Raw genomic sequence first — 22,974 nt, 5'->3', positions numbered from 1 at the left:
TCAAAAGTAAACGTTCATTCCTCATTCATCTAATCACACTTCAGTCAAACCGTCACTGTTTGAAAAACGGCTTCATGTCAGTCTATTCCCCTGTTGTTGAAAACATAACAACCTTTTTACTATGTATGTAACAAATAAGTCTCTATTCTCGCATATTGTTTCAAATATGTTACAAGAAAACTGTTTTTGTCTTGTGATTGAAAAATGCCATCGGTCTTGCGCATGATATAGTTTATTTGCACAGGAAACCGGGTAATATCCGCAACTTGTGCTCTAATCTTGTTAACACACATCGATCATATACAGCCACTTAGGGTTTTATTTTAAAAAACGGAGGGAAATATACTATGTTAAAGCGTTTCGCATCTATCATCGTCGCTGCCACTCTCGCTTTCTCGGGTCTTGCTTTCACAACAGGTGAACAAGCAGAAGCCGCTTCTGGAAAATCTGTTTATTCAAAAGTGAATGGCTTGAACATCCGTACAGCACCATCGCTTAAATCGAAAGTATCGGCATCTATGAATAAAGGCCAACGCTATACATACCTCGGTAAAGTTGGTTCGTTCTACAAAATCAACTATAAAGGGACTCACCGTTATATCTCTGCTTCTTCGGCTTACACGTATTTGAAAGCAAATACAGCAACGGCTACTAAAAAAGCATCAGCACCTTCGGCTTCAAACGCTCGTACAAAGCTCGTCGCTGAGTCGAAGAAGTATCTTGGAACACCGTACCGTTACGGCGGAACGACAACTTCTGGTTTTGACTGCTCAGGTTACACAGGTCACGTTTACAAGAAAGCCATCAACAAATCGATTCCGCGTGATTCTCGTTCGCAATACGCAAATTCGAAAAAAGTATCGAAGTCAGCGATTCAAGCCGGCGACCTCGTCTTTTTCTCACACAATGGACGCACGATCCAACACGTTGGAATGGCACTCAGCAAAACACAAATGATCAACTCTGAAACAGGCGGCGTGAAATACGCGAGCTTCACATCAGGTTACTGGGCACCACGTTATGTCGGTGCAGGATCATACCTCTAATTTAAACGACCAAACGACCCGGTTCATAGGAACTGGGTCGTTTTTTTGCGTTCGTTCATCTTCCGTTCATCTTCCGTTCATCTTCCGTTCATCTGGCTTCGTTACGATAAAGCCATCACGTTGAAGGAGTTGTTCTATGCCATGGAAAAGATTTGGAGTCTTCGCTTGATTCGCCTCGCCGCGCTGTTCGGTGTCATCGGGACGGCGCTCGGGTCGCATATGTCGGGTGCCGGCAGTTATGCCTTTCGTCCGATTCACGCCCATATTCTGCTCGCCGGTTGGCTATCGGTTTTCGCCTGGGGAGTCTTCTATCGCTTATATGCGGTCCGGAACCAACTGCTCGTCACGATTCACGGATGGACGGCCGTCATCGGATCAATCGGATTGACGAGCGGGATGTGGTTCTACACGATGAACCCGTTCCAATGGAATGAGACCGTCACCCTTGTGTATTTCATCGTCGGGGGCACAGTCTCGTTAATCAGTTTTATTCTCTTTTTGATTGTGACGTTCATGATCGACCAGGACGAGCGGGACTGAACCCCGCTCGTCATTTTTGTTTCAAGGCACCGCGTGCGTTCGTCGCCGCGAACACGACCATGATGACGCTCATCGCCCCGGCGACGGCGAGTCCGGCCGATAACGCGCTCCAGTCGATCGTCGGTTGTGTCAAGACGGCACGCATCCCTTCAAAGATATACGTCGTCGGATTAAACGTCGCCGCTACTTTGAGCCATTCTGCCTCAATCAACTCTTTCGGGACGAACGTCGTCGACAAGAAGATGAGCGGGAAGAACAAAAGTGTCCCGGCTTGTGCGGCCTGAGCGTTCCGTGTCTTTAACGCGACACCGACCGAGTAGCCGGCAAAACCAAGGCCGAATCCGATGGCAAGCAGCACCGTGAACAAGAAGCCAGGCAGACCGACCGGAATCGACAAACCGAGCAAGAACGCCACCCCGAAAATGAGGAGCGTCTGGACGAGCAGTTGCAACATCCCCGCAATCATCGGGCCGAGCACGATCGCCGTCCGCGTCGCCGGAGTCAGAAGCAAGCGGGCGAAGTAGCCGCTCTCGATATCACGGACGAGCGCTTGTCCCGTCCCCCCGGCGCCACCGACCGCCCCGGACACGATGGAGACTGGCAAGATGAAGTTCAAATAGGCGCTCCCATCAAACTGAGGAAGCGACGCGACGCTCGACAATCCGCTCGTGTAAACGAGTAAGAAGAAGACGGAAATAATCAAGTTCGGGATGAACGAAAATGGATTCCGAATCGTCGTAATGAGGCTTCGTTTCGTGAAGAGCCATGTCTCAGTCCACATCGGGCACACTTCCTTCATATGACTCACCGGTCACTTTCAAAAAGACGTCATCGAGCGACGGTTGCTTCACGGTCAGACGTTCCGGTTGAAGCGACCGTTCATCGAGCTGGCGCACGACTTCCATCAGCGTATGATTGACGAGCTCGAACGCCACGTGTTGCCCGGTCGCCGTATGACCGAACAACGCAGCGGCTGCAGATGCTTCTTGATCGCTGCGGAACGTCATCGCAATCGTCTCGCCGCCGACGAGTCGTTTCAACGCTTCCGCTGTCCCTTCGCTGACGATTTTTCCATGATTAATGATGGCAATCCGGTCGGCCAGTTCGTCCGCCTCTTCTAAGTACTGGGTCGTCAAAAAAATCGTCGTACCGAACTCCTCGTTGAGCCGTCTTACCTCGTTCCAAATCTCGATGCGGCTCGCCGGGTCGAGCCCGGTCGTCGGTTCATCTAAAAACAAGACGGTCGGTCGATGGACGAGCGTGAGTGCCAAATCGAGCCGACGCCGCATCCCGCCCGAATATGTGCCGCTTCTCCGGTCGGCCGCTTCTGTGAGCGAGACGACACGGAGCAGTTCCTCGGCGCGCTTCTCCGCCTCTTGTTTCGTCATCTTGAACAACCGGCCTTGCAAGACGAGCAGTTCCCGGCCGGTCAACACTTTGTCGATGCCGGTCTCTTGCAGGGCGACGCCAATCGACAGGCGGACGTCTTTCTCTTGTTTGACGACATCAAATCCGTTCACCCGCGCTTTTCCCTCGGTCGGCCGGACAAGCGTCGTCAACATTTGCACGGTCGTCGACTTGCCAGCCCCGTTTGGTCCAAGGAAAGCGAAAATCTCTCCTTTCTGGACCGAGAACGAAATCCCATCGACGGCCGCCACGTCCCCGAACGTTTTGACGAGCGATTCCACTTCGATCATTTGTATACACCTCCTGACTCTCTATTCCCGTTCTAACGCATAATAAATATGTAGGAACACATCAAAAAAGCTGTGGACGTAATGTCCACAGCTCGAGAGAATTAAGGTTTCATGACCATTTTCGGTTTTTTCTTCAATGAGTGGATGCCTTCGACGAAGCGGACCGTTCCTGACTTAGCTCGCATGACGACCGAGTGCGTCTGACCACCTTGTCCGGTGAACTGGACGCCGCGGAGGAGTTCCCCGTCCGTCACACCCGTCGCTGCGAAGATGCAATCTTCACCTTTGACGAGGTCGTCTAACAGCAAAATCCGGCCCGTATCGGCGATGCCCATGTCTTGGCAACGTTTCTCTTGGGCTTCGTCTTCAGGAAGCAGGCGACCTTGGAAGTCACCGCCGAGACACTTCATCGCGACGGCCGCGATGACGCCTTCCGGCGCACCGCCAGAGCCGAGCAATAAATCGACGCCCGTTTTCGGGAACGCCGTATTGATGGCTGCGGCCACGTCTCCGTCGGGAATCAACTTGATGCGGGCACCTGTCGCTCGGACACGTTGAATCATCTCTTCGTGACGATCACGATGTAAAATCGTGACGACGACGTCTTCGACGTTCTTGTTCTTCGCCTTGGCGACGATGGCGATATTCTCTTCAATCGAGTTGTCGAGACTAATCAATCCGGCCGCTTCCGGACCGACGGCAATCTTGTCCATATACATGTCCGGCGCGTGAAGAAGGTCACCGGCGTCAGCGACAGCGAGAACGGCAAGCGCTCCCCACGTTCCCGTCGCGACGATGCTCGTCCCTTCGAGTGGATCGACAGCGACGTCGAGGCGTGAGCCATAGCCGTTCCCGACTTTTTCACCGATATAGAGCATCGGTGCCTCATCCATCTCGCCTTCCCCGATGACAACGACCCCTTTCATCGGAATCGTATCAAACACTTCACGCATCGCGGTCGTCGCCGCATCGTCCGCCTCTTCTTTCAAGCCTTTACCCATCCAACGAGCCGAAGATAGCGCTGCCGCTTCTGTGACTCGGACCAATTCCATTGATAAACTACGTTCCACCCGAATTCTCCCCTTTTTACTCGGACACCTCATCGACCCAGACGAGCGCGCCGAGTTGTTTTAGTTTGCCGACGAAATCGACATATGAATCGTTCAATTTTTCCGCATGGATCACCGTGGATTCGCCGTTCGCTTGAAGCCCAGCTAAGGTGAGGGCTGCCCCACTCCGTGCGTCTGCACATTCCATTTCCGCATTGGCGAGCGTTGTCCCGCCGCGAATGACGGCCGAAGCATCCTCGAGCGTGATCTGTGCGTTCATGCGCCGCATTTCCGCGATATGGCGGAACCGTTGGGGGTACAGCTTGTCGGTGACGATACTCGTCCCATCCGCTTTCAACAGTGCGGCCGACATGATCGGCTGCAGGTCGGTCGGATACCCCGAATAGTGGAAGACACGGATATCAATCGGTTTAAAGGCGTTCGCCCGCACCGTGATCGTCTCTTCCCCGACTTCGACATCAGCCCCGTAATCCAGTAGTTTTTGAATGACACCTTCTAAGTGCGTCGGAATGACGTTGCGTACCGTCACTTCGCCTGCGACCGCGCCATAAATCATGAACGTCCCAGCCTCTAACCGATCGGGAATGAGCGTGTGTGTACAGCCGTGGAGCTTGTCGACCCCTTTGATGCGAATCTCGTCGGTGCCCGCCCCGATGACGTGGGCCCCCATCGAAGTGAGCATCGTCGCGACGTCGACGATTTCCGGGTCGATGGCCGCGTTCTCGATGACGGTCGTCCCATCAGCGAGCACGGCCGCGAGCATGGCGCTCACTGTCGCCCCGAACGAACGGAGATCGAGATAAATTCGATTTCCTTCCAGCTTTTCGGCGTTCACATGATAAAGTCCCGACTCGTTCTCGACTTTAATGCCGAGACGTTCGAGTGCTTTCAAATGTAAATCGATCGGTCGTGGACCAATCGCATATCCACCGGGAAGCCCGACGGCTCCTTTCCCAAAACGAGCCGCAAACACCCCGAGCAAATAGACAGCGGCTCGGACTTTACGCGTCTCTGAGCCGAGCAGCGGCATGGCGACGGCATCTTTCGCATGAAGCGTCATCCGCTCCCCGTCCCGTTCAATCGCGACGCCGAGTTCTTGTAATAGACTGAGCATCACTTCGACGTCCTCAATGACGGGGACGTTCTCAATCGTCACCGGTTCTTCCGTCAAAAGTGCTGCGACGAGACAAGGCAAGGCGCTCTGTTTGGCACCGCTAATGTCAACTGTTCCTTCAAGTTTTTGCTGTCCTACGATATGGAGAATTTCCACGAAGATCAAACCTTTCTGCGACAAACTTATTTGGATTGAGCGTTGTTCCAATCCGCTAAGAATTGCTCGATCCCTTTGTCAGTGAGCGGATGTTTCATCATCTGTTCGATGACTTTGTATGGTACCGTGGCGATGTCGGCTCCAAGGAGAGCCGCCTTCGTCGCGTGGACCGGATGGCGAACGGAAGCTGCGATGATTTCTGTATCGATGCCATGGATGGCAAAGATATTGGCAATCGTCTCGACGAGGTCGAGACCATCTTGACCGATATCATCCAAACGACCGATGAATGGTGAGACGTATGACGCGCCGGCCCGAGCCGCGAGTAGCGCTTGGTTGGCGTTAAAGATGAGCGTCACGTTCGTCTTGATGCCGAGCTTTGAAAACGTATTGACCGCTTCCATCCCTGCTGGCGTCATCGGTACCTTGACAGTAATATTCGGCGCGATGGCCGCAAGTTCCTTTCCTTCTTCCACCATACCCGCTGCGTCGAGCGCAATAACTTCCGCGCTGACTGAGAGATCCCCGACGATCTCACAGATTTCGCGTAGCCGTGTATGGAAATCGACGCCTTCTTTGGCGACGAGCGATGGATTCGTCGTCACGCCCCCGATGACGCCCATCTGATGAGCTTTCTTGATGTCTTCCACGTTTGCCGTGTCAATGAAAAAACGCATGTACAATTCCTCCTCGAATGGTGTTGTGATCGCTTACACTTCTTATTATGAGGAAATTGTCATGGAATTGCTACACTCTTTACGTCAAGGCGGCGATGGCGAACATCGATCCGACGAGCAAACCAACGCCGACAAGCGTCCCCACTGCCGTCCATCGCTTCACGTTTTTTTGTTTTGTCTCATACGCTTGATACGGCCCTTCCTTCAAGCGCTCCGATCCATGCGTCTCAGTCCAAAGTCCGACCGCGGTCTCTTCGTCGGTCACGAGGTTGCCTGTATACGTGAACGGGATGATTTCTTCAGGTCGACGGAGCATGGCGAACCGCTCCCGCCGTGTCGCGATGTTCGCCCCGATCCAGTAGAGCCGTTTCGGTGTATAGAAGATTGGCACGCTATCTCCGATAAAATACTGAATCCACTGTTCGAACGCGGCGAGATCGCGTTGGTCGAACAAGATTTCCATTGAATCCTCCTCGGTCATGATGGCGAGCATCGGGCACAACTCGATTGTCCGTCGTCTATAGGGATGCGGCATGGCCGCTTCTGTCTTTCGGACGATGGCCGGGAAGAAGACGACTTGCTTGATGGCGTCGAGCGGGAACGATTGCTCGACTGACTCACCTGGCTCGTGCCGATACGTCGTCCCCTCAATATGTGTCGCGGTCACTTCATAGTACGACTGGTGCCGCTCTTTCCAGAACAGCTGGCGAAACAGTTGCAAGAACCGATACACGCCGTAACCGCCGAGGACGGTGAGTGACAACAGCGGAATCAACCACGGTTTCGGATTCATGAGGATGAGAATGACCGGCAGCGCAGCAAAGGCCAACGTCACACCAATTATAATGACGGGACCGACGATATAGAAAATGCGCCAAAATGATTCTGTCGAACGTTCTTGATACTTCATGCAAACTCCCCCTTTTCATCTATATACGGTACCCTAACCGCTTACGTTTCAATAAAAAAAGCCGGCTCTCGCAAAGAGAGCCGACTGATGTGACAGGATTATGCTTGGTTGCTTGAACCGAACTCACGCATTTTGCCAGTAACGACGTTGTAGATCGCTTCGACACCAGGGCCGATGACTTTACGTGGGTCATATACTTTCGAGTCCGTGTTGAGCTTCTCACGTACGGCACGAGTCCATTCTTGTTGGCACTCTGTGTTAACGTTGATTTTGCTGTGACCGAGCTCGATTGCTTTTTTGATTTGGTGCTCAGGAATACCTGAACCGCCGTGAAGAACGAGTGGAGTTTTAGTCGCTTCTGCGATTTCTTCCATCTCTTTGAAGCCAAGTTTAGGCTCGCCTTGGTATTCTCCGTGTACAGAACCGAGTGCTGCCGCAAGAGCGTCAACTTTCGCTTCTTTCACGAGGCGTACGCACTCGTCGAGGTCAGCGTATTGTACGCCGCCAACAACGCCATCTTCTTCGCCGCCGACTGTGCCGACTTCCGCTTCAACTGAAGCACCTTTAGCGTGTGCGTATTCAACGACTTGTTTCGTCATTTCGATGTTCTCTTCGATCGGATGGTGTGAACCGTCGATCATAACAGACGTGAAACCAGCGTCAATTGCTGCTTTACACTTGTCGAAAGATGAACCGTGGTCGAGGTGGATTGCAACTGGAACAGTGATGTTGTAGTCGTGCATGAGACCTTCAGTCATTTTAACAACTGTTGTGAAGCCACCCATGTACTTCGCTGCACCTTCTGATACACCGAGGATAACTGGTGATTTCTCGTCTTCCGCAGCGCGAAGAATCGCTTGCGTCCACTCGAGGTTGTTGATGTTGAATTGGCCTACTGCATACTTGCCTTCGAATGCTTTGTTAAGCATTTCTGTCATTGATACTAATGGCATAATGACATCCTCCTGTCTGTTCGCTATTGTGCACTTTGGGAAAAATGCCCCCGTGCAATTCGTTCCCATTATAACACACGTCGAAACTTGTGCCTATGCTATTCGGGCATAGAAATGGCTCTGCGCAAGCGTTTACATATGTCATCTTCGTGACGAATTACGTGATTTTGAGGACTTCCTTCACTTTTTCAATCATCCGATAAATATCGAATGGCTTTTCAAATTGCGCGGTAATGCCAAGTCGTTGCACTTCTTCGAGCGTCGATTTTTCCCCGAACGCGGTCATAATCATGACCGGGGTGTCGATGTTCCGTTGGCGCATGTTGCGTAGTACTTCATGGCCGAACATGCGCGGCATGTTCATATCAAGCAATACTAAATCGTATCTGTTCTGTTCGAGCTTTTCCCAAGCGTTCTGTCCGTCGTTCGCCGTGTCGACCTCGATGCCGAGGCTTTGGAACACTTGCGCTAACATCAACCGAATCCCGTCTTGGTCGTCTGCGATCAACATCCGTGACATCCATCTACCTTCTCTCCATAGTTTGCACTAATCTAACCATACCAAATCCGATTTCGTTTGGCGACGGACCTATTTTGAAATCAAGGCAACGGTATCGATACCGGTTCTTCGGTCTGTTCGTCCTTTAACTGGGCCGGTACTTCCGACTCAGGTACCGGCTCGTAGGCCGTCACCGTCCGCTCGTCTTTCACATACAGTTTCAAAAAATCGCCTTCGGCCAGCCGAATCGGCGCCTCGAACGTGATTGGTCGTTTCTTGCCATCTTCATCATAGCCAATCGTTTCATACGTATGTCTCTTTCCTTGGTCGGTGACGTTTGTGCTCGGTACTTTCGTATAGTAGACGTCGGCAAACAGCCGATTCGTATCGACGAACTGCCAACCGAGAAATAAGATGAGGACGACGCCACCGATTGCCCATGCTCGTTTCATCGTAACTCCCCCGCCTTTCTCTTTTCCATCTTTTTCAATACCATTGTCTCCCTATTTCTAAACACCCGGTGCGCTGATATACTGAAAACATGAAACGAACAGGAGCGAAAGCATGAAACCATATTTGTTATACATATTGTTCATCTTGACGATTGGAAGCATGGTCGGACTCGTGGTGAACGTCTTCAGCGAAGACCAAGAAGAGATACCGCTCGCCGCGGCCATCGAGACCGGTCTCGAGGAATTGCCGAAGACGTTCGGCGTCTTATCCGAGACGTTCGATGAGCCCATCGCAGACAGTGACATCGCCCGCATTAAAAAGTTGGTTTCTGATCCGGAACTCGACGAAGCGAACGTGCACGCCCTCGGCACAATCGATGTCATCTTCGAAGGACAACCAACCACACTGACACTCGAAACAGAAGTGGATCGTGAGGACGGCACGTATCTTTATCTGTATTTGTTCGGCGAACCGGACATCGTCGAGGCGCTCGACGAACGCATCATGGCGTATTATGAAGAATTAGGCATATGAAAAGGAACCTCGCCGCGGCGAGGTTCCTTTTATTTCGTTAGTCGACCGTGACAGGTACGACCGCGAGATCAATTTCTTTCTCGACCTCGGCCCGCTCTTCAGCGAGTCGGGCATCCGACCATTTGAAGACATCGGCCATGCAACGGAGCACGCCGTCTTTATGGTTGCGGACGAAGTCGATGTCGAAGAACATCGCTCCGGTGCGACGGACGAGGAAGTCGATGGCCCGAACGACCGACTCTTCTTCGATGCCGTAAATGAGTTGTGCGTAGACGATTTCTGGAAGGTCGTATGCGTTCGTATCCATACGCTCAATGACACGGTCGATGTTCGATCCGTATAGACGGACAAGTTGCTCCGCCTTGTCATCTTCGAGACCAAGGTTTTTCAGTTCAGCTTTCTTCTTCTCCAAGAAGTCTGCGAATCCCTTCGAGCCGCCGACATGACCGCCCGACATCGGCATATGCTTCGTCCGTGACGCAAGGAAGACGACGCCTTCTTCTTGCTTAATCAATTTCGCGACTAGGTCGACGACTGTCTCCGACATCTTCCGGTAACCGGTCAACTTCCCACCAGCGATTGTGATTAAGCCACTCTCTGACTGCCACACTTCATCTTTCCGTGAGATTTCAGACGGATCCTTGCCTTCTTCATAGATGAGCGGACGAATACCGGCCCAGCTCGACTCGACATCATCTGCTGTCACGTTGACGTCTGGGAACATATAATGAATCGCTTCTAAAATATAGTCCCGATCCTCGGTCGTCATGCGGGGATGCGCCTTGTCTTTATCGAAGAACGTGTCCGTCGTCCCGACGTACGCTTTGCCATCACGCGGAATCGCGAACACCATGCGTTTGTCCGGTGTGTCGAAGTAGATGGCTTGCTTGAGCGGGAATTTTGACTGGTCAATGACGAGGTGAATCCCTTTCGTCAAGCGGAGCATCTTCCCTTTGTTCGAGCCGTCTTGTTCACGGAGCACATCGACCCAAGGTCCCGTCGCGTTGATGACTCGCTTCGCATAAATCTCATACGTCTTGCCATCGAGTTGGTCCTCGACGTTCACACCGACGACTTTCCCGTTCTCATAGATGAGACCGGTCACTTTCGAATAGTTCATGAGGATTGCTCCATGGTTCGCCGCTTCCTTCGCGACTTCAATCGTCAAGCGGGCGTCATCGGTCCGGTATTCGACGTAATAGCCGCCACCGACAAGACCGTCTTTTTTGACGAGCGGTGCCTTTTTGATGACTTGTTCCGGCTTCAACATGACGCGGCGTTCGGCCCGTTTCACACCGGCTAAGAAGTCATACACCATTAATCCGAGCGATGTGGAGAACGGTCCAAATGTGCCGCCCTTATGCATCGGCAAGAGCATCTGCTCAGGTGTCGTCACGTGTGGTCCGTTCTCGTACACGATGGCACGTTCTTTCCCGACTTCGGCGACGAGCGCGACTTCGAACTGCTTCAAATAACGCAAACCGCCGTGGACGAGTTTTGTTGAGCGACTCGACGTTCCGGCTGCGAAGTCTTGCATTTCGAGCACGGCCGTCTTCATTCCACGAGACGCGGCATCGAGCGCGATTCCGGCCCCGGTAATTCCTCCGCCGACGACGAGCACGTCGTGACGTTCACCCGTTAACTGTTCATATCGTTTGGCACGTTCTTTTGCTGAGAAATTTCTGATTTCCATCTTGTCCCCTCCTATAATGAATCCGGTTCGATGTATGCAAAAAGAGACCACAACAAAACAAGGCTTCGCCCCCCATGTCGTGGTCTCTCTGTAGTCTCCAACCGGTTATCAACTTTTCTCCTGTATTATACCCCATTTTCTAGCATTCAACCATCGACCCGCTCACGGAGTATGCAACCTGCTCCTCAGAAAGCGTCCTGCTCGCAATTTTAAAAAGAGAAGACTAGACTTCAAGGTATCACCAACAAGGAGGAGTTTTTTTATGAAACGCATGTTACAACCTTTCCAATTCAAAAACGGCGTCGAGCTCCATAATCGGCTCGTACTTGCGCCGATGACCCATTATTCGTCTGAACCGACGGGTGAAGTGTCGGAACACGAACTCGCCTATTACCGAAAGCGGGCGAAGAACGTTGGCCTCGCCATCACGGCGTGTGCTTACGTGACCGAAGACGGCAAAGGGTTCCCGAACGCCTTCGGTGTGAATGACGACAAGTTCATTCCTGGGCTTCGTCAGCTCGCTGAAAGTTTGAGAGCGGAAGGCGCGAAAGCGATTCTTCAAATCTTCCATGCGGGACGCATGTCTCCTCCGGAACTCGTTCCGAACGAACAACCGGTAAGCGCCAGCGCCATTGCACCGGTCCGTGAAGGTGCCGCCACGCCACGTGCCCTTGAGACCGAAGAAGTCGAAGCTATCATCGAGGCGTTCGGCGAAGCGACACGTCGTGCCATCGAGGCCGGTTTTGACGGCGTCGAGATTCATGGGGCGAACACATATTTGATTCAACAATTCTTCTCACCTCACTCGAACCGACGCGACGATCGCTTCGGTGGCGACGTGAACGCACGCCTCACGTTCCCGCGTGAAGTCATCCGCTCGGTCAAACGTGCGGCTGAAGGCGCGGACGATTTCTTAATCGGCTACCGCTTCTCGCCTGAAGAAGTCGAAGAACCAGGCATCACGCTCGACGATACGGACGTATTGATCGATATGTTGCTCGAAGAAAACCTCGACTACCTTCACGCCTCGCTCTGGAACTTCAATATCGGTTCAATGCGGAACGAAAACGTGACGGAGCGGTCGATTGACCGCATTGCTAAACGCATCAACGGTGCCGTCCCGCTCATCGGAGTCGGACAGCTCCAGCGCCCAGGTCAAGTCGAAGACGCACTGAACGTCATCGACCTCGCCGCGCTCGGCCGCGAACTGATCATCGACCCGGATTGGCTAGAGAAAGTGAAAGACGGTCGTGAAGACGAAATCGAGACCGAACTCGACTTGAACAAACAAGCCGAACTCGCCGTCCCCGCTCCGCTCTGGAACGCCATCACAACACGTGCTGGCTGGTTCCCAATCAAAGACCAAGCCGTCAAATAAGTTATCAACCGCAGACTTCATGTCTGCGGTTTTTTGTGGTTTGTGCAATTCATCGAGTAGTATGAGAAATGGGATATGCTGCGGACACAATTTCGTCACATTTTTCATCTTTTTCACCACTTCTTTCGTGTTGACCTAACTTTCCAACCTTTCACCCCCTTCGTAAGCTAAGGACAGGAACCGTTTCCTCGATGAAACTGCGGGCCAAGCCTCGCTTGCACCGCGCCTGTCTGTTTGACCGTCTTTTGAAAGGGGCATATGATGTATGACGAAAAAGCCAATTGATCTCGATGCGTACAACAAACAACTCCATCAGCATCAACAGCGTACGAAAGAAGTCGCTGAAACGTATCGACAAAAAAGTAAGGAACTCGAACACCACCTCGAATCATCCACACGTTCCCGTGAAGAAGCAATCGCTCGCGAAATCGCCGAGTTGAAACAAGCGACCAAACGGAACGTTCCACGCGATAAATAAACAGTTCTGAACTGTACGACGAAAGAAGTGACTCATCCGGTGGAAAACAAAATCAAACGCCAATTTCTGAATCATCTGCATCGTGACAAAAATTTGTTCGATGATTTTCAGCATGTGGATAACTTTTATACACTCGATCAACAGATTGTGAGTGCGCTCCGCAGCGCCCATCCGATTCGGGCCGAGCAGCTGCTCGAGACGCTGACGCTCGACCTATTGAAGCTTCCGGTCTCCGATGAGTACATGAGTGTCCGTTTCTACTACCGCGGCCTCGTTTACCACGTCATCCGTCTGATTCCAGTCGATAACCCAAACGTCCAGACCGCGCTCATTTATGCGAGCGCTCTTCTCATCTTAATCGATGAACTGACGACGACACTCGACTTTATCTATGCCATTCCCGTCATCGTCGACCATTTGACGAAGATGATGGCGTTTCTATCCCCTCCCGTGTCGACAAACCCGAACGTCACGACGACCATCCATTTGATTGAAGACCATTTGAAAGAGTCGGAACTATCGCTCCCGTGGATCGCTCGACAAATCGGGTTATCGAACAATTATTTGTCGGCCCTGTTTAAACAGGAAGTCGGCGAGAGTGTACCTGAACGAATCCGGCGCCGCCGCATCGATGCGTCCATCGCCGATTTACTCGGAACGAATTTACCGATTTGTACCATCGGCGAGAAATATCGCTTCGCCTCGTGCACGGCTTATATCAACACGTTCAAGACGTACAAACAAATGACCCCGCTCCAATACCGCCAATTGTTCCACACGTGAAAAGCGCTAAGCCTCTACCGAGACTTAGCGCTTTTTGTCATCCATTCTTCCCGCAACACACCCATGCGAATCGAATCGTAACGCACGTCGTCGACGACGCGCACCTGACGAATCCGACCTTCGAGTCGCATGCCGATTTTCTCGGCCACTTTCATCATCCGCTCATTGCCCGACCACGTCGTCAATCCGACCCGGACCGTTGGCAACGTCTGAAACAGATGGCCGACCCATAGCTTGAGCGCCCGCGTGCCGATGCCACGATTCCAGCGGTCGGCTTGATGGAGGATGATCCCGACCTCGAGCCAGTTCTGTCCGGCGTCTTCATAATAGAAGGAAACCGTCCCGTAGACGGTCCCATCGACCTCGATGACCCACATGTCGTCACGGCCGACGTGTTCGCCCGCATTCTGACAGTATACCTCATACGTCTGCGCCCGATGTTCAAAATACGGCGCGTCCCATTTCTTGAATTCTGGCGCCTCATCCTTATACATCAATTCCCATAACCGATCCAAGTCGCGTGACTCAATCGGTCGAATCACTAACGCTTCATCACGAACCATACCCTCGTCCTCTCTATCTGTGCTGTCTACTCTTTCAAGCTGTCAGTTCGAATTCCCTTTTTTCCGCTTTCGCCAGACGAGCGCCAAGATGACGAGCAACAGACTCGCCGTCACCGAGACGACGGCGAACGGACTCGCGCCGGTGACGAACAGTTCACCGAGCGACACCGAATAGGCGAGACCGAACGACGTGATGAGCTTCGCGCCGATGGCAATCAAGACGAAGCGCGGGAACGGCACCCGGCTGAACCCGGCCGCGAGACAAATGACCTCATCCGGCAAAATCGGGATGATGAACAAGATGAGCAACACACCGAGTCCATATTTGTCGACGTAACGGTCGTACGTCGCGAGCTTGTCGGCGTCGATGAGGCGCATGACCCGCTCTCGTCCGAACCGGGCAATCCCGTACATGACGAGGATGCCGAGCGTCGTCGCGACGCTTCCAATCAAGGCGGCTCGGAGCGGTCCGAGCGCGACACTGCCAATCGGCACGCTGACCGCTTCCGGGACCGGGAGCGCAATCGGCTGCAGGAAACTGAAGGCAGCGAAGACGAGCATCGCCTGATCCCCATACTCGTCAAGCAGACGTTCGAGTCCGTACGAGTCGTATAAGAAGAGTCCGAATGAGACGTAATAGACGAAGACGAACAAGAGAAACAACGTGAACGTCACTTTGAGCATCTGTTTCAAATAGATGCCAGACCCTTCACGGATGGAACGCAACAACCCGATCGACAGCGCGAGCAACACGATTCCGGTCCACCCGAGCTGATATGGCAACAAGAGCGTCGGCAAAACAACGAACGGCAACAGGCTGAGCGTGATGAGCGCAGCCCCGTATCCTACATAAATCATGGTTCGTTCTCGCATGTCGCATCGCCCTCTCCCTGTTCTACTCTTAGTGTACCCAGATTCAGGCCTTCATGTATCCATCTGAAGCTGTTGCGCATATCAGCCTTTTGTCCGAGAAAAAAGGCCACAGTCATAGACTGTGACCTGCCACTCATTCGCCGAGTGAGGCTTGGATGAAATCGTGGAATAAGCGTTGCGGACGCTCTGGACGCGAAATGAGTTCTGGGTGGAACTGTGACGCGACGAACCACTTGTGCTCTGGAATCTCGATGATTTCAACGAGACGGCCGTCCGGGCTCGTTCCTGAGAACTTGAATCCTTCTGCCTCGAACGCTTCACGGTACTCGTTGTTGAACTCGTAACGGTGACGATGGCGCTCGTAGACGAGCTCTTGGTTGTAAGCCGCATGTGCTTTCGTACCTGGCTCGAGCTTACATGGGTAGAGGCCGAGACGGAGTGTACCGCCGAGGTCCTCGATATCTTTTTGTTCCGGAAGCAAATCGATAATCGGATAGTTCGTCGAAGGATCGATTTCGGCCGAGTGGGCACCATCGAGCTTCAAGACGTTACGGGCGAACTCGACCGTCGCGAGCTGCATCCCGAGGCAAATCCCGAAGAAGGGGACGTTGTTCTCACGCGCATAACGCGTCGCTTCGATTTTCCCTTCAATGCCGCGTTCTCCAAATCCGCCTGGAACGAGAATTCCGTCCGCGTCTCCGAGAAGCGTCTCGACGTTCTCTGCCGTCACGTCTTCCGCGTTGACCCAGTCGATGTCGATGTCGGCGTTGAAGGCGTAACCGGCGTGCTTGAGCGATTCTGCGACCGAGATGTACGCGTCACGAAGTTCGACGTATTTTCCGACGAGAGCGATTTTGACTTTCTTCTCGAGGTGCGTGACCGTGTGTACGAGCTCTTTCCAAGCCGTCATGTCAGCGGCCGGCGTGTTGAAGCCGAAGTAATCGTTGACGAGTTGGTCCATTCCTTGCTTTTGAAGGTTGAGCGGCACTTCGTAAAGCGTCGACGCATCTTGTGCCTCGATGACCGCTTCTTTGCGTGTGTCGCAGAACAAGGCGATTTTCTCACGCATCTCTTCTGGGATATCGTGCTCAGTACGGAGGACGATGATATCCGGCTGAATCCCGTAACTGCGGAGCTCCTTGACGCTATGCTGGGTCGGTTTCGTCTTCATCTCACCGGCGGCGCGGAGATACGGCACGAGTGTACAGTGAACGTACATGACGTTCTCTTTGCCGATATCGTTTTTCACTTGACGAATGGCCTCGATGAACGGAAGCGACTCGATGTCCCCGACTGTTCCACCAATCTCTGTGATGACGACATCTGCGTTCGTCTCGCGACCGGCGCGGAAGACGCGGTCTTTAATCTCGTTCGTGATATGCGGAATGACTTGGACCGTTCCGCCGTTATAATCGCCACGGCGCTCTTTTTTCAACACCGTCGAGTAGATGCGGCCTGATGTCACGTTCGCGTTTTGCGACAAGTTGATGTCGATGAAGCGCTCGTAGTGACCGAGGTCAAGGTCCGTCTCGGCGCCATCATCTGTGACGAACACCTCTCCGTGCTGATACGGGCTCATCGTTCCTGGGTCGATGTTGATATATGGGTCAAACTTTTGAATCGTCACGTTCAATCCTCGGTTTTTGAGTAGACGTGCGAGTGAAGCGGCTGTGATCCCTTTACCGAGTGAAGATACTACCCCACCTGTTACGAAAATATACTTTGTCATCATCATTCTCCTCTCTTGAATGCCACAACGGGAAACGAAAAAACAAAAAAAGCAAAAGTGCCCCCAACGAAATGGAGGACACTTTTGCTGCATCGTTACGTGCTAAACTAGCCCATGACTAATTTACGTCAGAGACGATGCAGTCGTCAAGTCATTATTTTTTTCTTTTTTTCAACTGTCAAAAAAGAAAAAGAGACACGCCTAGCCGGGACAAATGCCCGGCTTTTTGCGGTCTCTTATAAATCATCCTCGTCTTCTAAGTCGAGGTCGTCGTCCAAGTCTTCGTCCTCGAACTCGTCAAGGCCTTCCACTTTTTCGGCTTCATCCTCGGCATCGAACTCAGATGCGTCAAAATCTTCACCTTTTGCAAAGACGTCAAGGTCGTCTTCAATGTCGACGATGCCTTCATCCGTCTCATCGATCTCTTCTTCGAACTCATCGAGCTCACCGCGTTGGCGTGCTTCGATGACGAGATCTTCGTCTGACTTATCGAACGGATACCAAACACGAAGCGCCCAACGGTTAGCTCCCAAGTTGACGAATAGTCCGTCGATGTTCATGTCCGTGTAGAGTTGCGCGATTTTCTCGAGCTCTTCCTCTTCACTTGCGAACGTATAGTTTTGTCTGATCAGCTCACGAATCTCATCAAATGACACTGGTTGCTCGCCAGTCTTTTGAAGAATTTCGTAAACAAAATCGATCAACGATTTATTCATTAAAGGACACTCCTTTTCCGTCACTAGTTAAACATCACTCCTCATTATAAACAAAACCGATATGAAAAAGCTAGAGGAAATTATTTTGGATGTGAATCGGTCAACGGCTTGGCCTGCCACCCGTATAAGCGAACCAATCCGACGTTGATGGACCACGTCACAAGGAGCACACCGAACATCCAGTCACGCGGAATCGCGAACGATACACCCCCATTGATCGTCTGGCCGACGATCAACCCGTACGTCAATAACCCGATCATCAAGGTACTTTGTGCGACGACCATCCCGAACTTTTTCCATAGTTGCATGACGAGCGAAGCGAACTCCTTGTTGTCGCCATAGGCCGCATATAACTGGACATGCCCGATGCTCGAATACATCGTCTGGGTATACCCGCTGACGAACAGGACCGGGATGAAAGCGACCGGATGAAGCAATCCGAAAAAGAAGACGAGCGAGGAGACGAACAACACGACGTACGGATGGCTTGCCCACGTGAACGTCCGATTGAATAGAATCCAACCGAGCACCCCTGCTAAGAACGGCAGGAACACATAGAACACCAAGACATGGAACGAATAGAGGGCAAAACTCGTGAAGACGGCCCCAATCAGCGTCCAACCGCCGAACAAACCGACCGTATACGCTAAAAATTGAACTTGGCGCGTCTGTTTTGCCGTCACATAGGCACGGGTGCGTTGTTGCATCAACACCCAGCCCATATACCCGAGCATAATCAACAACAGGAGGAACACTTCCACAAATCCGCGCATCCCTTCGAGCAGACGAATGAGTCGACTCGTAAGCGTGAATAGCGTCACCACCACGAACGCCCGGACAAACAAAGGGGTCGACAGCGTCCACGTCGCGGTTTTCTCAAACGGCAAACGACGGACGAACCGCCAAGGCAAGAGGAGGCTCAGCAAAAACAAGAGGACGGCCAAGTTATACGAGCGAGACAGCGTATATGCGAACAAGCCGATCCAGGCGATGAGAACGACAACGAGCGGACCGGTCCCTCCCCTTTGCGCTTTGAGGCTTTCCTTCCTTCAATTGCGACAAAATCGTCGTCATGATGGACCCGACTCCAATCGAACCGACCCCGATGAGAAATGCGCTCCATTCAATCGCGGCGGCAAACGGGAGCAAGAAACAGACCAGTCCAATCGCGAGGACGATGAACGCCGTCAAGAAGGTCCGCCTAGAACCGAAACGGCCCATCATATAAATCCAGACCAATAGCCCCGACATGCTCGCCACATAAAAAATCATGAACGGGATTAAGCGGTCGACCCCGTCCCCGAACGCCATGACCGCTAAAAATAAGAGCTGAGGCAAGATTTAGCTGCTGAGCGCACTGACAATCGTCCCTACCACTACCATGTTCCTCATGCGGACACCTCTTTCGTCGAAGTGGTCATAATTGTTTCTCTTCTCCCCTTTCCCGATTCAGGTGGTTCGTCAACCGACTCGAATCGCACATCCGCTTCTCAGTTTTTTCACATTTCAACCGATATAAAGAAGAACGCAATTTTAGCTGTACGATAAAAGGAGAAAATGACATGGCACTCTTTCGTAACTCAAAACCCGCGACGTACGTCGCTTCCATCGCCTTCCCGGAGGTGACGACGATTGCTCGACCGACCGATCCGAATTTGGAGGGACGGGCCCACTATATGGGGTACACCGCTTCTCAAGTGAAGCGACTCCAGGAAATGGCGCCGCTCGTCGAGTCGGTATTAGATGACGTGTTGGAGAACGTGCTCGACCACTTGATGCTCCAGCCCGATATGGTCAAAATCGCCAACGTCTCATCGACGCGTGAGCGCTTAAAGAACGTGTTCGCCGCTTATTTCCGGAGTTTATTGACCGGAAAGATTGATGACAAGTTTCTCGCGATGCGCAAGCGCATGGGTCAGACCCATCACCATTACTCGGTACCGGTCGTCTGGTTCCTCGCGACGTACTCCGCTTTCAACACATTGCTCATCCCAAAAGTCGTCGAAGCGTATCAACACGACCCGGCCGCGATGACTGAATCGCTCTTGGCCCTGTCGCACGCGATGAACTTGGACGCCCAAATCGTCACCGAGCAGTACGTCGACGCCCGCCTCGATGAGATCGAATCGGCGAACCAGGCCCGGGCGGCGCTATTGAGCGATGTCAGCCGTGTCAGCACAGAAGTCGCCACGACGATGGAACAGACCGGCCACGCCATGTCTGAGACGAGCAAACGGGCCCACCAAGTGTTGTCCGAGACCGAGCAGACCGAGAAGATGAGCCGTCACTTGATGACGTTGACGCATACGAACGGCGAGCAAATCGAGCAGATGGAAACCGAATTCAAGCAATCGGCGACGTACGTCGACGCCTCGCTCACTCGCATCACGGCGCTCAAGGACGGCTCGCAAGAAATCGTCAGCATGACACGCAGCATCGAACAGATCGCCAACCAGACGAACTTGTTGGCGCTGAACGCGTCGATTGAAGCGGCCCGGGCCGGCGAACACGGCAAAGGTTTCGCCGTCGTCGCGACTGAAGTAAGGACGCTTGCCGAGAACGCGAAACAACTGAGCAGTCAAATCAACGTCCTCATCCATGAGAATGAAGCGAATATCGCTGCCCTGCTCGACCAGATGGGCCAGATGCATCGGACGAACGATGAGGCGATGCGTCAACTCGGCGCCGTCAAAGCCGGTTTCTCGACCGTCAAAGACGAGATGGGCAATTACGTCCTCTCGTTCGAACGCAACAAGCAAGACCTCGGCCAAATGGTCGAGACGATTTCGGCCATCAACGAGACGACACAAGGTTTATCGCACTTGACGTCTTCCTTATTGGCCACTTCCGAGATGCGCTAACGACAGAACAAGGCACGGTCCGCGGACCGTGCCTTGTTTTTTATTGGACGAGCGGTTCTGGTACTTCGAGCGGAGCGAGGGAGCGATCGAGCAGTTCGACGACATCGAACGTTCCGACCGTCTCATCGACTTCTTTCGCTTTCGTTCCGTCCGAGAGCATCGTCAAACAGTACGGACATGCCGACCCGATGACCGTCGGTTTCGTCTCGAGCAACTGCTCGGTCCGGGCCACGTTGACGCGCGTCCCGACTTTCTCTTCTTGCCACATGAGACCGCCACCGGCGCCGCAGCACATGCCGTTCTCTCGGTTCCGTTCCGCCTCGACGAGTTCGACACCTGGGATGCGTTCCAAGACGAAACGCGGGGCGTCGTAAATACCGTTATAGCGCCCGAGGTAGCATGAATCGTGATAGACGACACGCTCATTCACGGAGAAGTCCGGTTTGACACGGCCCGTATCGAGTAGCTCGGCGAGGAGCTCGGTATGGTGATACACTTTCACACCCGTGAGTCCAAAGTCCGGATACTCGTTTTTGAACGTGTTATACGCGTGCGGGTCGACCGTGACGATTTTCGTGACCCCATACTTCTCGAACAGTTTAATGTTCGCCTCGGCGAGCTCTTGGAACAACAGTTCGTTCCCGATGCGGCGCGGTGTATCTCCTGAGTTCTTCTCTTCATTCCCGAGGATGGCGAATGAGACGCCGGCCTTGTTCAAGACGCTCGCAAAGCTTTGCGCGACTTTTTGGCTACGGCTGTCGTATGAGCCCATCGCCCCGACCCAGAAGAGGAATTCGAATTCTTCGCCGGCTTTCTTCTTCTCTTTCGCCGTCGGGATGACGAGTTCTTCTCGGTCTTTGCGCCAATTCTCGCGCTCTTTCCGGTTCATCCCCCACGGGTTGCCTTGACGTTCGATATTGGCGACCGTACGCTGCGCTTCTGGATCCATCTTTCCTTCCATCATGACGAGGTAACGGCGCAAATCGATAATCTTGTCGACGTGCTCGTTCATGACCGGACATTGGTCCTCACAGTTGCGGCACGTCGTACATGCCCAAATCTCTTCTTCGGTGATGACGTTGCCGATCAACTCATCGGCGACGAGCATGTGTCCGTCTTGGGACGCGGCGGCAATCTCGGCCCCTTGCGTGTTTTGGAACAAGAGCGCCGGCGCCCATGGTGACTTCCGGGTGACGGCGGCCCCTTTCATGTTCATATGGTCGCGCAGCTTGACGATGAGGTCCATCGGCGATAGCATCTTGCCAGTCCCGGTCGCCGGGCAGACGTTCGTACAGCGGCCGCACTCGACACAGGCATACAAATCGACAAGTTGTTTTTGGTTGAAGTCTTCGATTTTATTGACCCCGAAGACGACTTCTTCGTCCGACTCCTCGGCCTCTTCCATCGCCGAGAAATCGACCGGGGCGAGACGACCGACCTGGTGCGTCCGTCCGAGCCAGACGTTGAGCGTCCCGGCGATCAAGTGGGCGTGCTTGCCTTGCGGGATATAAATCATGAAGCTGAGCAAGAACAAGAGATGGAGCCACCAGAAGACGACGAACAAGGCGAAGGCGACACCGCCTGGCACCCAAGCGAACGCCGAACCGATGAGCGTCGCGACCGGTTCACCCCACATCGGAAGTTCTTCCTTATAGACGAGGTAGAACCCGTTCCCGAACAAGACCGATACCATCAGCCCACCGATGAAGATGAGGGCGAGTCCGGCCAAGAAGTTTCGTTTCAACCGCACGAGCTTCTCGATGTAACGGCGGTAGAATCCCCAAACGACCGCGACGAGAATCATGAGCATGACGATTTCTTGCATGAACGTGAAAATCGGATAGAGCGGACCGAGCGGGATATGCGGGAAACGCGTCCCGACAGCAAGCCCTTTCCAGATGAAGTCGATGGCCCCGAACTGGACGAGGATGAACCCATAGAACATCATGACGTGAATGATGCCGCTCTTCTTGTCTTTTAACAATTTCTTTTGGCCGAACACGTTAATCATGACCTGTTCGAGCCGTTCCTTATTCGTTTGGCTCCACTCTGCCTGCTTCCCGAGCTTGATGAACGTATAGCGCTGATAGACCAGCGAGGCGAACAAATACAGTCCATAGCCGAGGACGAGCAAGAATAGAATCCAGTTGACGATTAAAAATGTAGACATCCCCAAAACTCCCCCTTATGAAAACGGATTCAATCTTGAATTCAGTATATCAAACAATGAATGAACAGTCATTCATTTTTA

Annotated in this window: 24 protein-coding genes; 7 read left to right on the top strand and 17 right to left on the bottom strand. The window is 52.8% G+C overall.

Annotation, left to right across the window (positions count from 1 at the left end; all coding sequences use genetic code 11):
* The first annotated feature begins 347 nt into the window (after nt 1-347).
* Nucleotides 348-1,046, top strand: a complete 699-nt coding sequence (locus tag KNP72_RS12420) for a C40 family peptidase (protein WP_214719323.1) — start codon at nt 348-350, stop codon at nt 1,044-1,046.
* A 141-nt stretch (nt 1,047-1,187) separates the two neighbouring features.
* Nucleotides 1,188-1,586, top strand: coding sequence for a hypothetical protein (locus KNP72_RS12415; protein WP_214833699.1), 399 nt, complete (start codon nt 1,188-1,190; stop codon nt 1,584-1,586).
* A 10-nt stretch (nt 1,587-1,596) separates the two neighbouring features.
* On the opposite strand, the gene KNP72_RS12410 is transcribed toward KNP72_RS12415, so the two are convergent.
* The 9 genes from KNP72_RS12410 to KNP72_RS12370 form a co-directional block, all read right to left on the bottom strand.
* A complete protein-coding gene (locus tag KNP72_RS12410) occupies nt 1,597-2,367 on the bottom strand; it encodes an ABC transporter permease (protein WP_131471449.1) in 771 nt (256 codons plus the stop codon).
* Nucleotides 2,357-3,283, bottom strand: a complete 927-nt coding sequence (locus KNP72_RS12405; protein ID WP_214719319.1) for an ATP-binding cassette domain-containing protein — start codon at nt 3,281-3,283, stop codon at nt 2,357-2,359. The genes KNP72_RS12410 and KNP72_RS12405 overlap by 11 nt, the downstream gene beginning before the upstream one ends.
* A 101-nt stretch (nt 3,284-3,384) precedes the next feature.
* Nucleotides 3,385-4,353, bottom strand: a complete 969-nt coding sequence (glpX, locus tag KNP72_RS12400) for a class II fructose-bisphosphatase (RefSeq protein WP_029594665.1) — start codon at nt 4,351-4,353, stop codon at nt 3,385-3,387.
* 16 nt (nt 4,354-4,369) lie between these two features.
* The gene (gene murA / locus KNP72_RS12395; RefSeq protein WP_214833649.1) at nt 4,370-5,623 is read right to left on the bottom strand and encodes a UDP-N-acetylglucosamine 1-carboxyvinyltransferase; all 1,254 of its coding nucleotides are present in this window, start codon (nt 5,621-5,623) and stop codon (nt 4,370-4,372) included.
* Nucleotides 5,624-5,649: 26 nt separating this feature from the next.
* Nucleotides 5,650-6,300 carry a fructose-6-phosphate aldolase gene (gene fsa, locus KNP72_RS12390; RefSeq protein WP_214833645.1) on the bottom strand — a complete coding sequence of 217 codons (651 nt, stop codon included), beginning with the start codon at nt 6,298-6,300 and terminating at the stop codon, nt 5,650-5,652.
* A gap of 79 nt (nt 6,301-6,379) precedes the next feature.
* Entirely contained in the window at nt 6,380-7,210 is an 831-nt protein-coding gene (locus KNP72_RS12385; protein ID WP_214833643.1) for a hypothetical protein, read from the bottom strand.
* 98 nt (nt 7,211-7,308) lie between these two features.
* Nucleotides 7,309-8,163 (bottom strand): class II fructose-1,6-bisphosphate aldolase, encoded by an 855-nt coding sequence (gene fba / locus KNP72_RS12380; RefSeq protein ID WP_214759561.1) that lies wholly within the window; start codon nt 8,161-8,163, stop codon nt 7,309-7,311.
* A gap of 157 nt (nt 8,164-8,320) precedes the next feature.
* On the bottom strand, nt 8,321-8,683 hold the full coding sequence (locus KNP72_RS12375) for a response regulator (RefSeq protein ID WP_251128998.1): 363 nt from the start codon (nt 8,681-8,683) through the stop codon (nt 8,321-8,323).
* An 80-nt stretch (nt 8,684-8,763) separates the two neighbouring features.
* The gene (locus KNP72_RS12370; protein ID WP_214833640.1) at nt 8,764-9,114 is read right to left on the bottom strand and encodes a YxeA family protein; all 351 of its coding nucleotides are present in this window, start codon (nt 9,112-9,114) and stop codon (nt 8,764-8,766) included.
* A gap of 112 nt (nt 9,115-9,226) precedes the next feature.
* Here KNP72_RS12370 and KNP72_RS12365 point away from each other — a divergent pair, with 112 nt between their 5' ends.
* On the top strand, nt 9,227-9,649 hold the full coding sequence (locus tag KNP72_RS12365) for a hypothetical protein (RefSeq protein WP_214833637.1): 423 nt from the start codon (nt 9,227-9,229) through the stop codon (nt 9,647-9,649).
* Nucleotides 9,650-9,686: 37 nt separating this feature from the next.
* Here KNP72_RS12365 and KNP72_RS12360 read toward each other — a convergent pair whose 3' ends face one another.
* On the bottom strand, nt 9,687-11,342 hold the full coding sequence (locus KNP72_RS12360) for a glycerol-3-phosphate dehydrogenase/oxidase (protein WP_214833635.1): 1,656 nt from the start codon (nt 11,340-11,342) through the stop codon (nt 9,687-9,689).
* A gap of 262 nt (nt 11,343-11,604) precedes the next feature.
* Between KNP72_RS12360 and KNP72_RS12355 the strand changes: the two genes are divergently transcribed.
* From KNP72_RS12355 to KNP72_RS16040, 3 genes are all read left to right on the top strand, one after another.
* The gene (locus KNP72_RS12355; protein ID WP_214751033.1) at nt 11,605-12,720 is read left to right on the top strand and encodes an NADH-dependent flavin oxidoreductase; all 1,116 of its coding nucleotides are present in this window, start codon (nt 11,605-11,607) and stop codon (nt 12,718-12,720) included.
* A gap of 265 nt (nt 12,721-12,985) precedes the next feature.
* Complete coding sequence (locus tag KNP72_RS12350; RefSeq protein ID WP_214833632.1) at nt 12,986-13,198, top strand: hypothetical protein; 213 nt, start codon at nt 12,986-12,988, stop codon at nt 13,196-13,198.
* Nucleotides 13,199-13,312: 114 nt separating this feature from the next.
* Entirely contained in the window at nt 13,313-13,981 is a 669-nt protein-coding gene (locus tag KNP72_RS16040) for a helix-turn-helix transcriptional regulator (protein WP_214833629.1), read from the top strand.
* Nucleotides 13,982-13,995: 14 nt separating this feature from the next.
* Here KNP72_RS16040 and KNP72_RS12340 read toward each other — a convergent pair whose 3' ends face one another.
* The 6 genes from KNP72_RS12340 to KNP72_RS12315 all read right to left on the bottom strand — a co-directional run bounded on the left by KNP72_RS12340 (nt 13,996) and on the right by KNP72_RS12315 (nt 19,200).
* Complete coding sequence (locus KNP72_RS12340) at nt 13,996-14,544, bottom strand: GNAT family N-acetyltransferase (protein ID WP_214833627.1); 549 nt, start codon at nt 14,542-14,544, stop codon at nt 13,996-13,998.
* Between the two features lie 42 nt (nt 14,545-14,586).
* The gene (locus KNP72_RS12335) at nt 14,587-15,417 is read right to left on the bottom strand and encodes a TVP38/TMEM64 family protein (RefSeq protein WP_214833625.1); all 831 of its coding nucleotides are present in this window, start codon (nt 15,415-15,417) and stop codon (nt 14,587-14,589) included.
* Between the two features lie 133 nt (nt 15,418-15,550).
* On the bottom strand, nt 15,551-17,146 hold the full coding sequence (locus KNP72_RS12330) for a CTP synthase (RefSeq protein ID WP_214833622.1): 1,596 nt from the start codon (nt 17,144-17,146) through the stop codon (nt 15,551-15,553).
* Nucleotides 17,147-17,382: 236 nt separating this feature from the next.
* A complete protein-coding gene (gene rpoE / locus KNP72_RS12325) occupies nt 17,383-17,862 on the bottom strand; it encodes a DNA-directed RNA polymerase subunit delta (protein WP_021066088.1) in 480 nt (159 codons plus the stop codon).
* A gap of 80 nt (nt 17,863-17,942) precedes the next feature.
* Nucleotides 17,943-18,839 carry a hypothetical protein gene (locus KNP72_RS12320; protein WP_214833620.1) on the bottom strand — a complete coding sequence of 299 codons (897 nt, stop codon included), beginning with the start codon at nt 18,837-18,839 and terminating at the stop codon, nt 17,943-17,945.
* Nucleotides 18,808-19,200 (bottom strand): MFS transporter, encoded by a 393-nt coding sequence (locus KNP72_RS12315; protein WP_214833617.1) that lies wholly within the window; start codon nt 19,198-19,200, stop codon nt 18,808-18,810. Before KNP72_RS12315 ends, KNP72_RS12320 begins: the two co-directional genes overlap by 32 nt.
* Nucleotides 19,201-19,424: 224 nt before the next feature.
* On the opposite strand from KNP72_RS12315, the gene KNP72_RS12310 reads away from it, so the two are divergent.
* Nucleotides 19,425-20,723, top strand: coding sequence for a methyl-accepting chemotaxis protein (locus KNP72_RS12310; protein ID WP_214833614.1), 1,299 nt, complete (start codon nt 19,425-19,427; stop codon nt 20,721-20,723).
* A 40-nt stretch (nt 20,724-20,763) separates the two neighbouring features.
* Here KNP72_RS12310 and KNP72_RS12305 read toward each other — a convergent pair whose 3' ends face one another.
* The gene (locus KNP72_RS12305; RefSeq protein WP_214833611.1) at nt 20,764-22,893 is read right to left on the bottom strand and encodes a (Fe-S)-binding protein; all 2,130 of its coding nucleotides are present in this window, start codon (nt 22,891-22,893) and stop codon (nt 20,764-20,766) included.
* Nucleotides 22,894-22,974 lie beyond the last annotated feature (81 nt).

This window comes from Exiguobacterium sp. s152 (assembly GCF_018618335.1).
GTDB classification, from domain to species: Bacteria; Bacillota; Bacilli; order Exiguobacteriales; family Exiguobacteriaceae; genus Exiguobacterium; species Exiguobacterium chiriqhucha.
The sequence above is the reverse complement of the archived record's forward strand: the minus strand, read 5'-3'. Positions and strand labels throughout refer to the sequence as shown.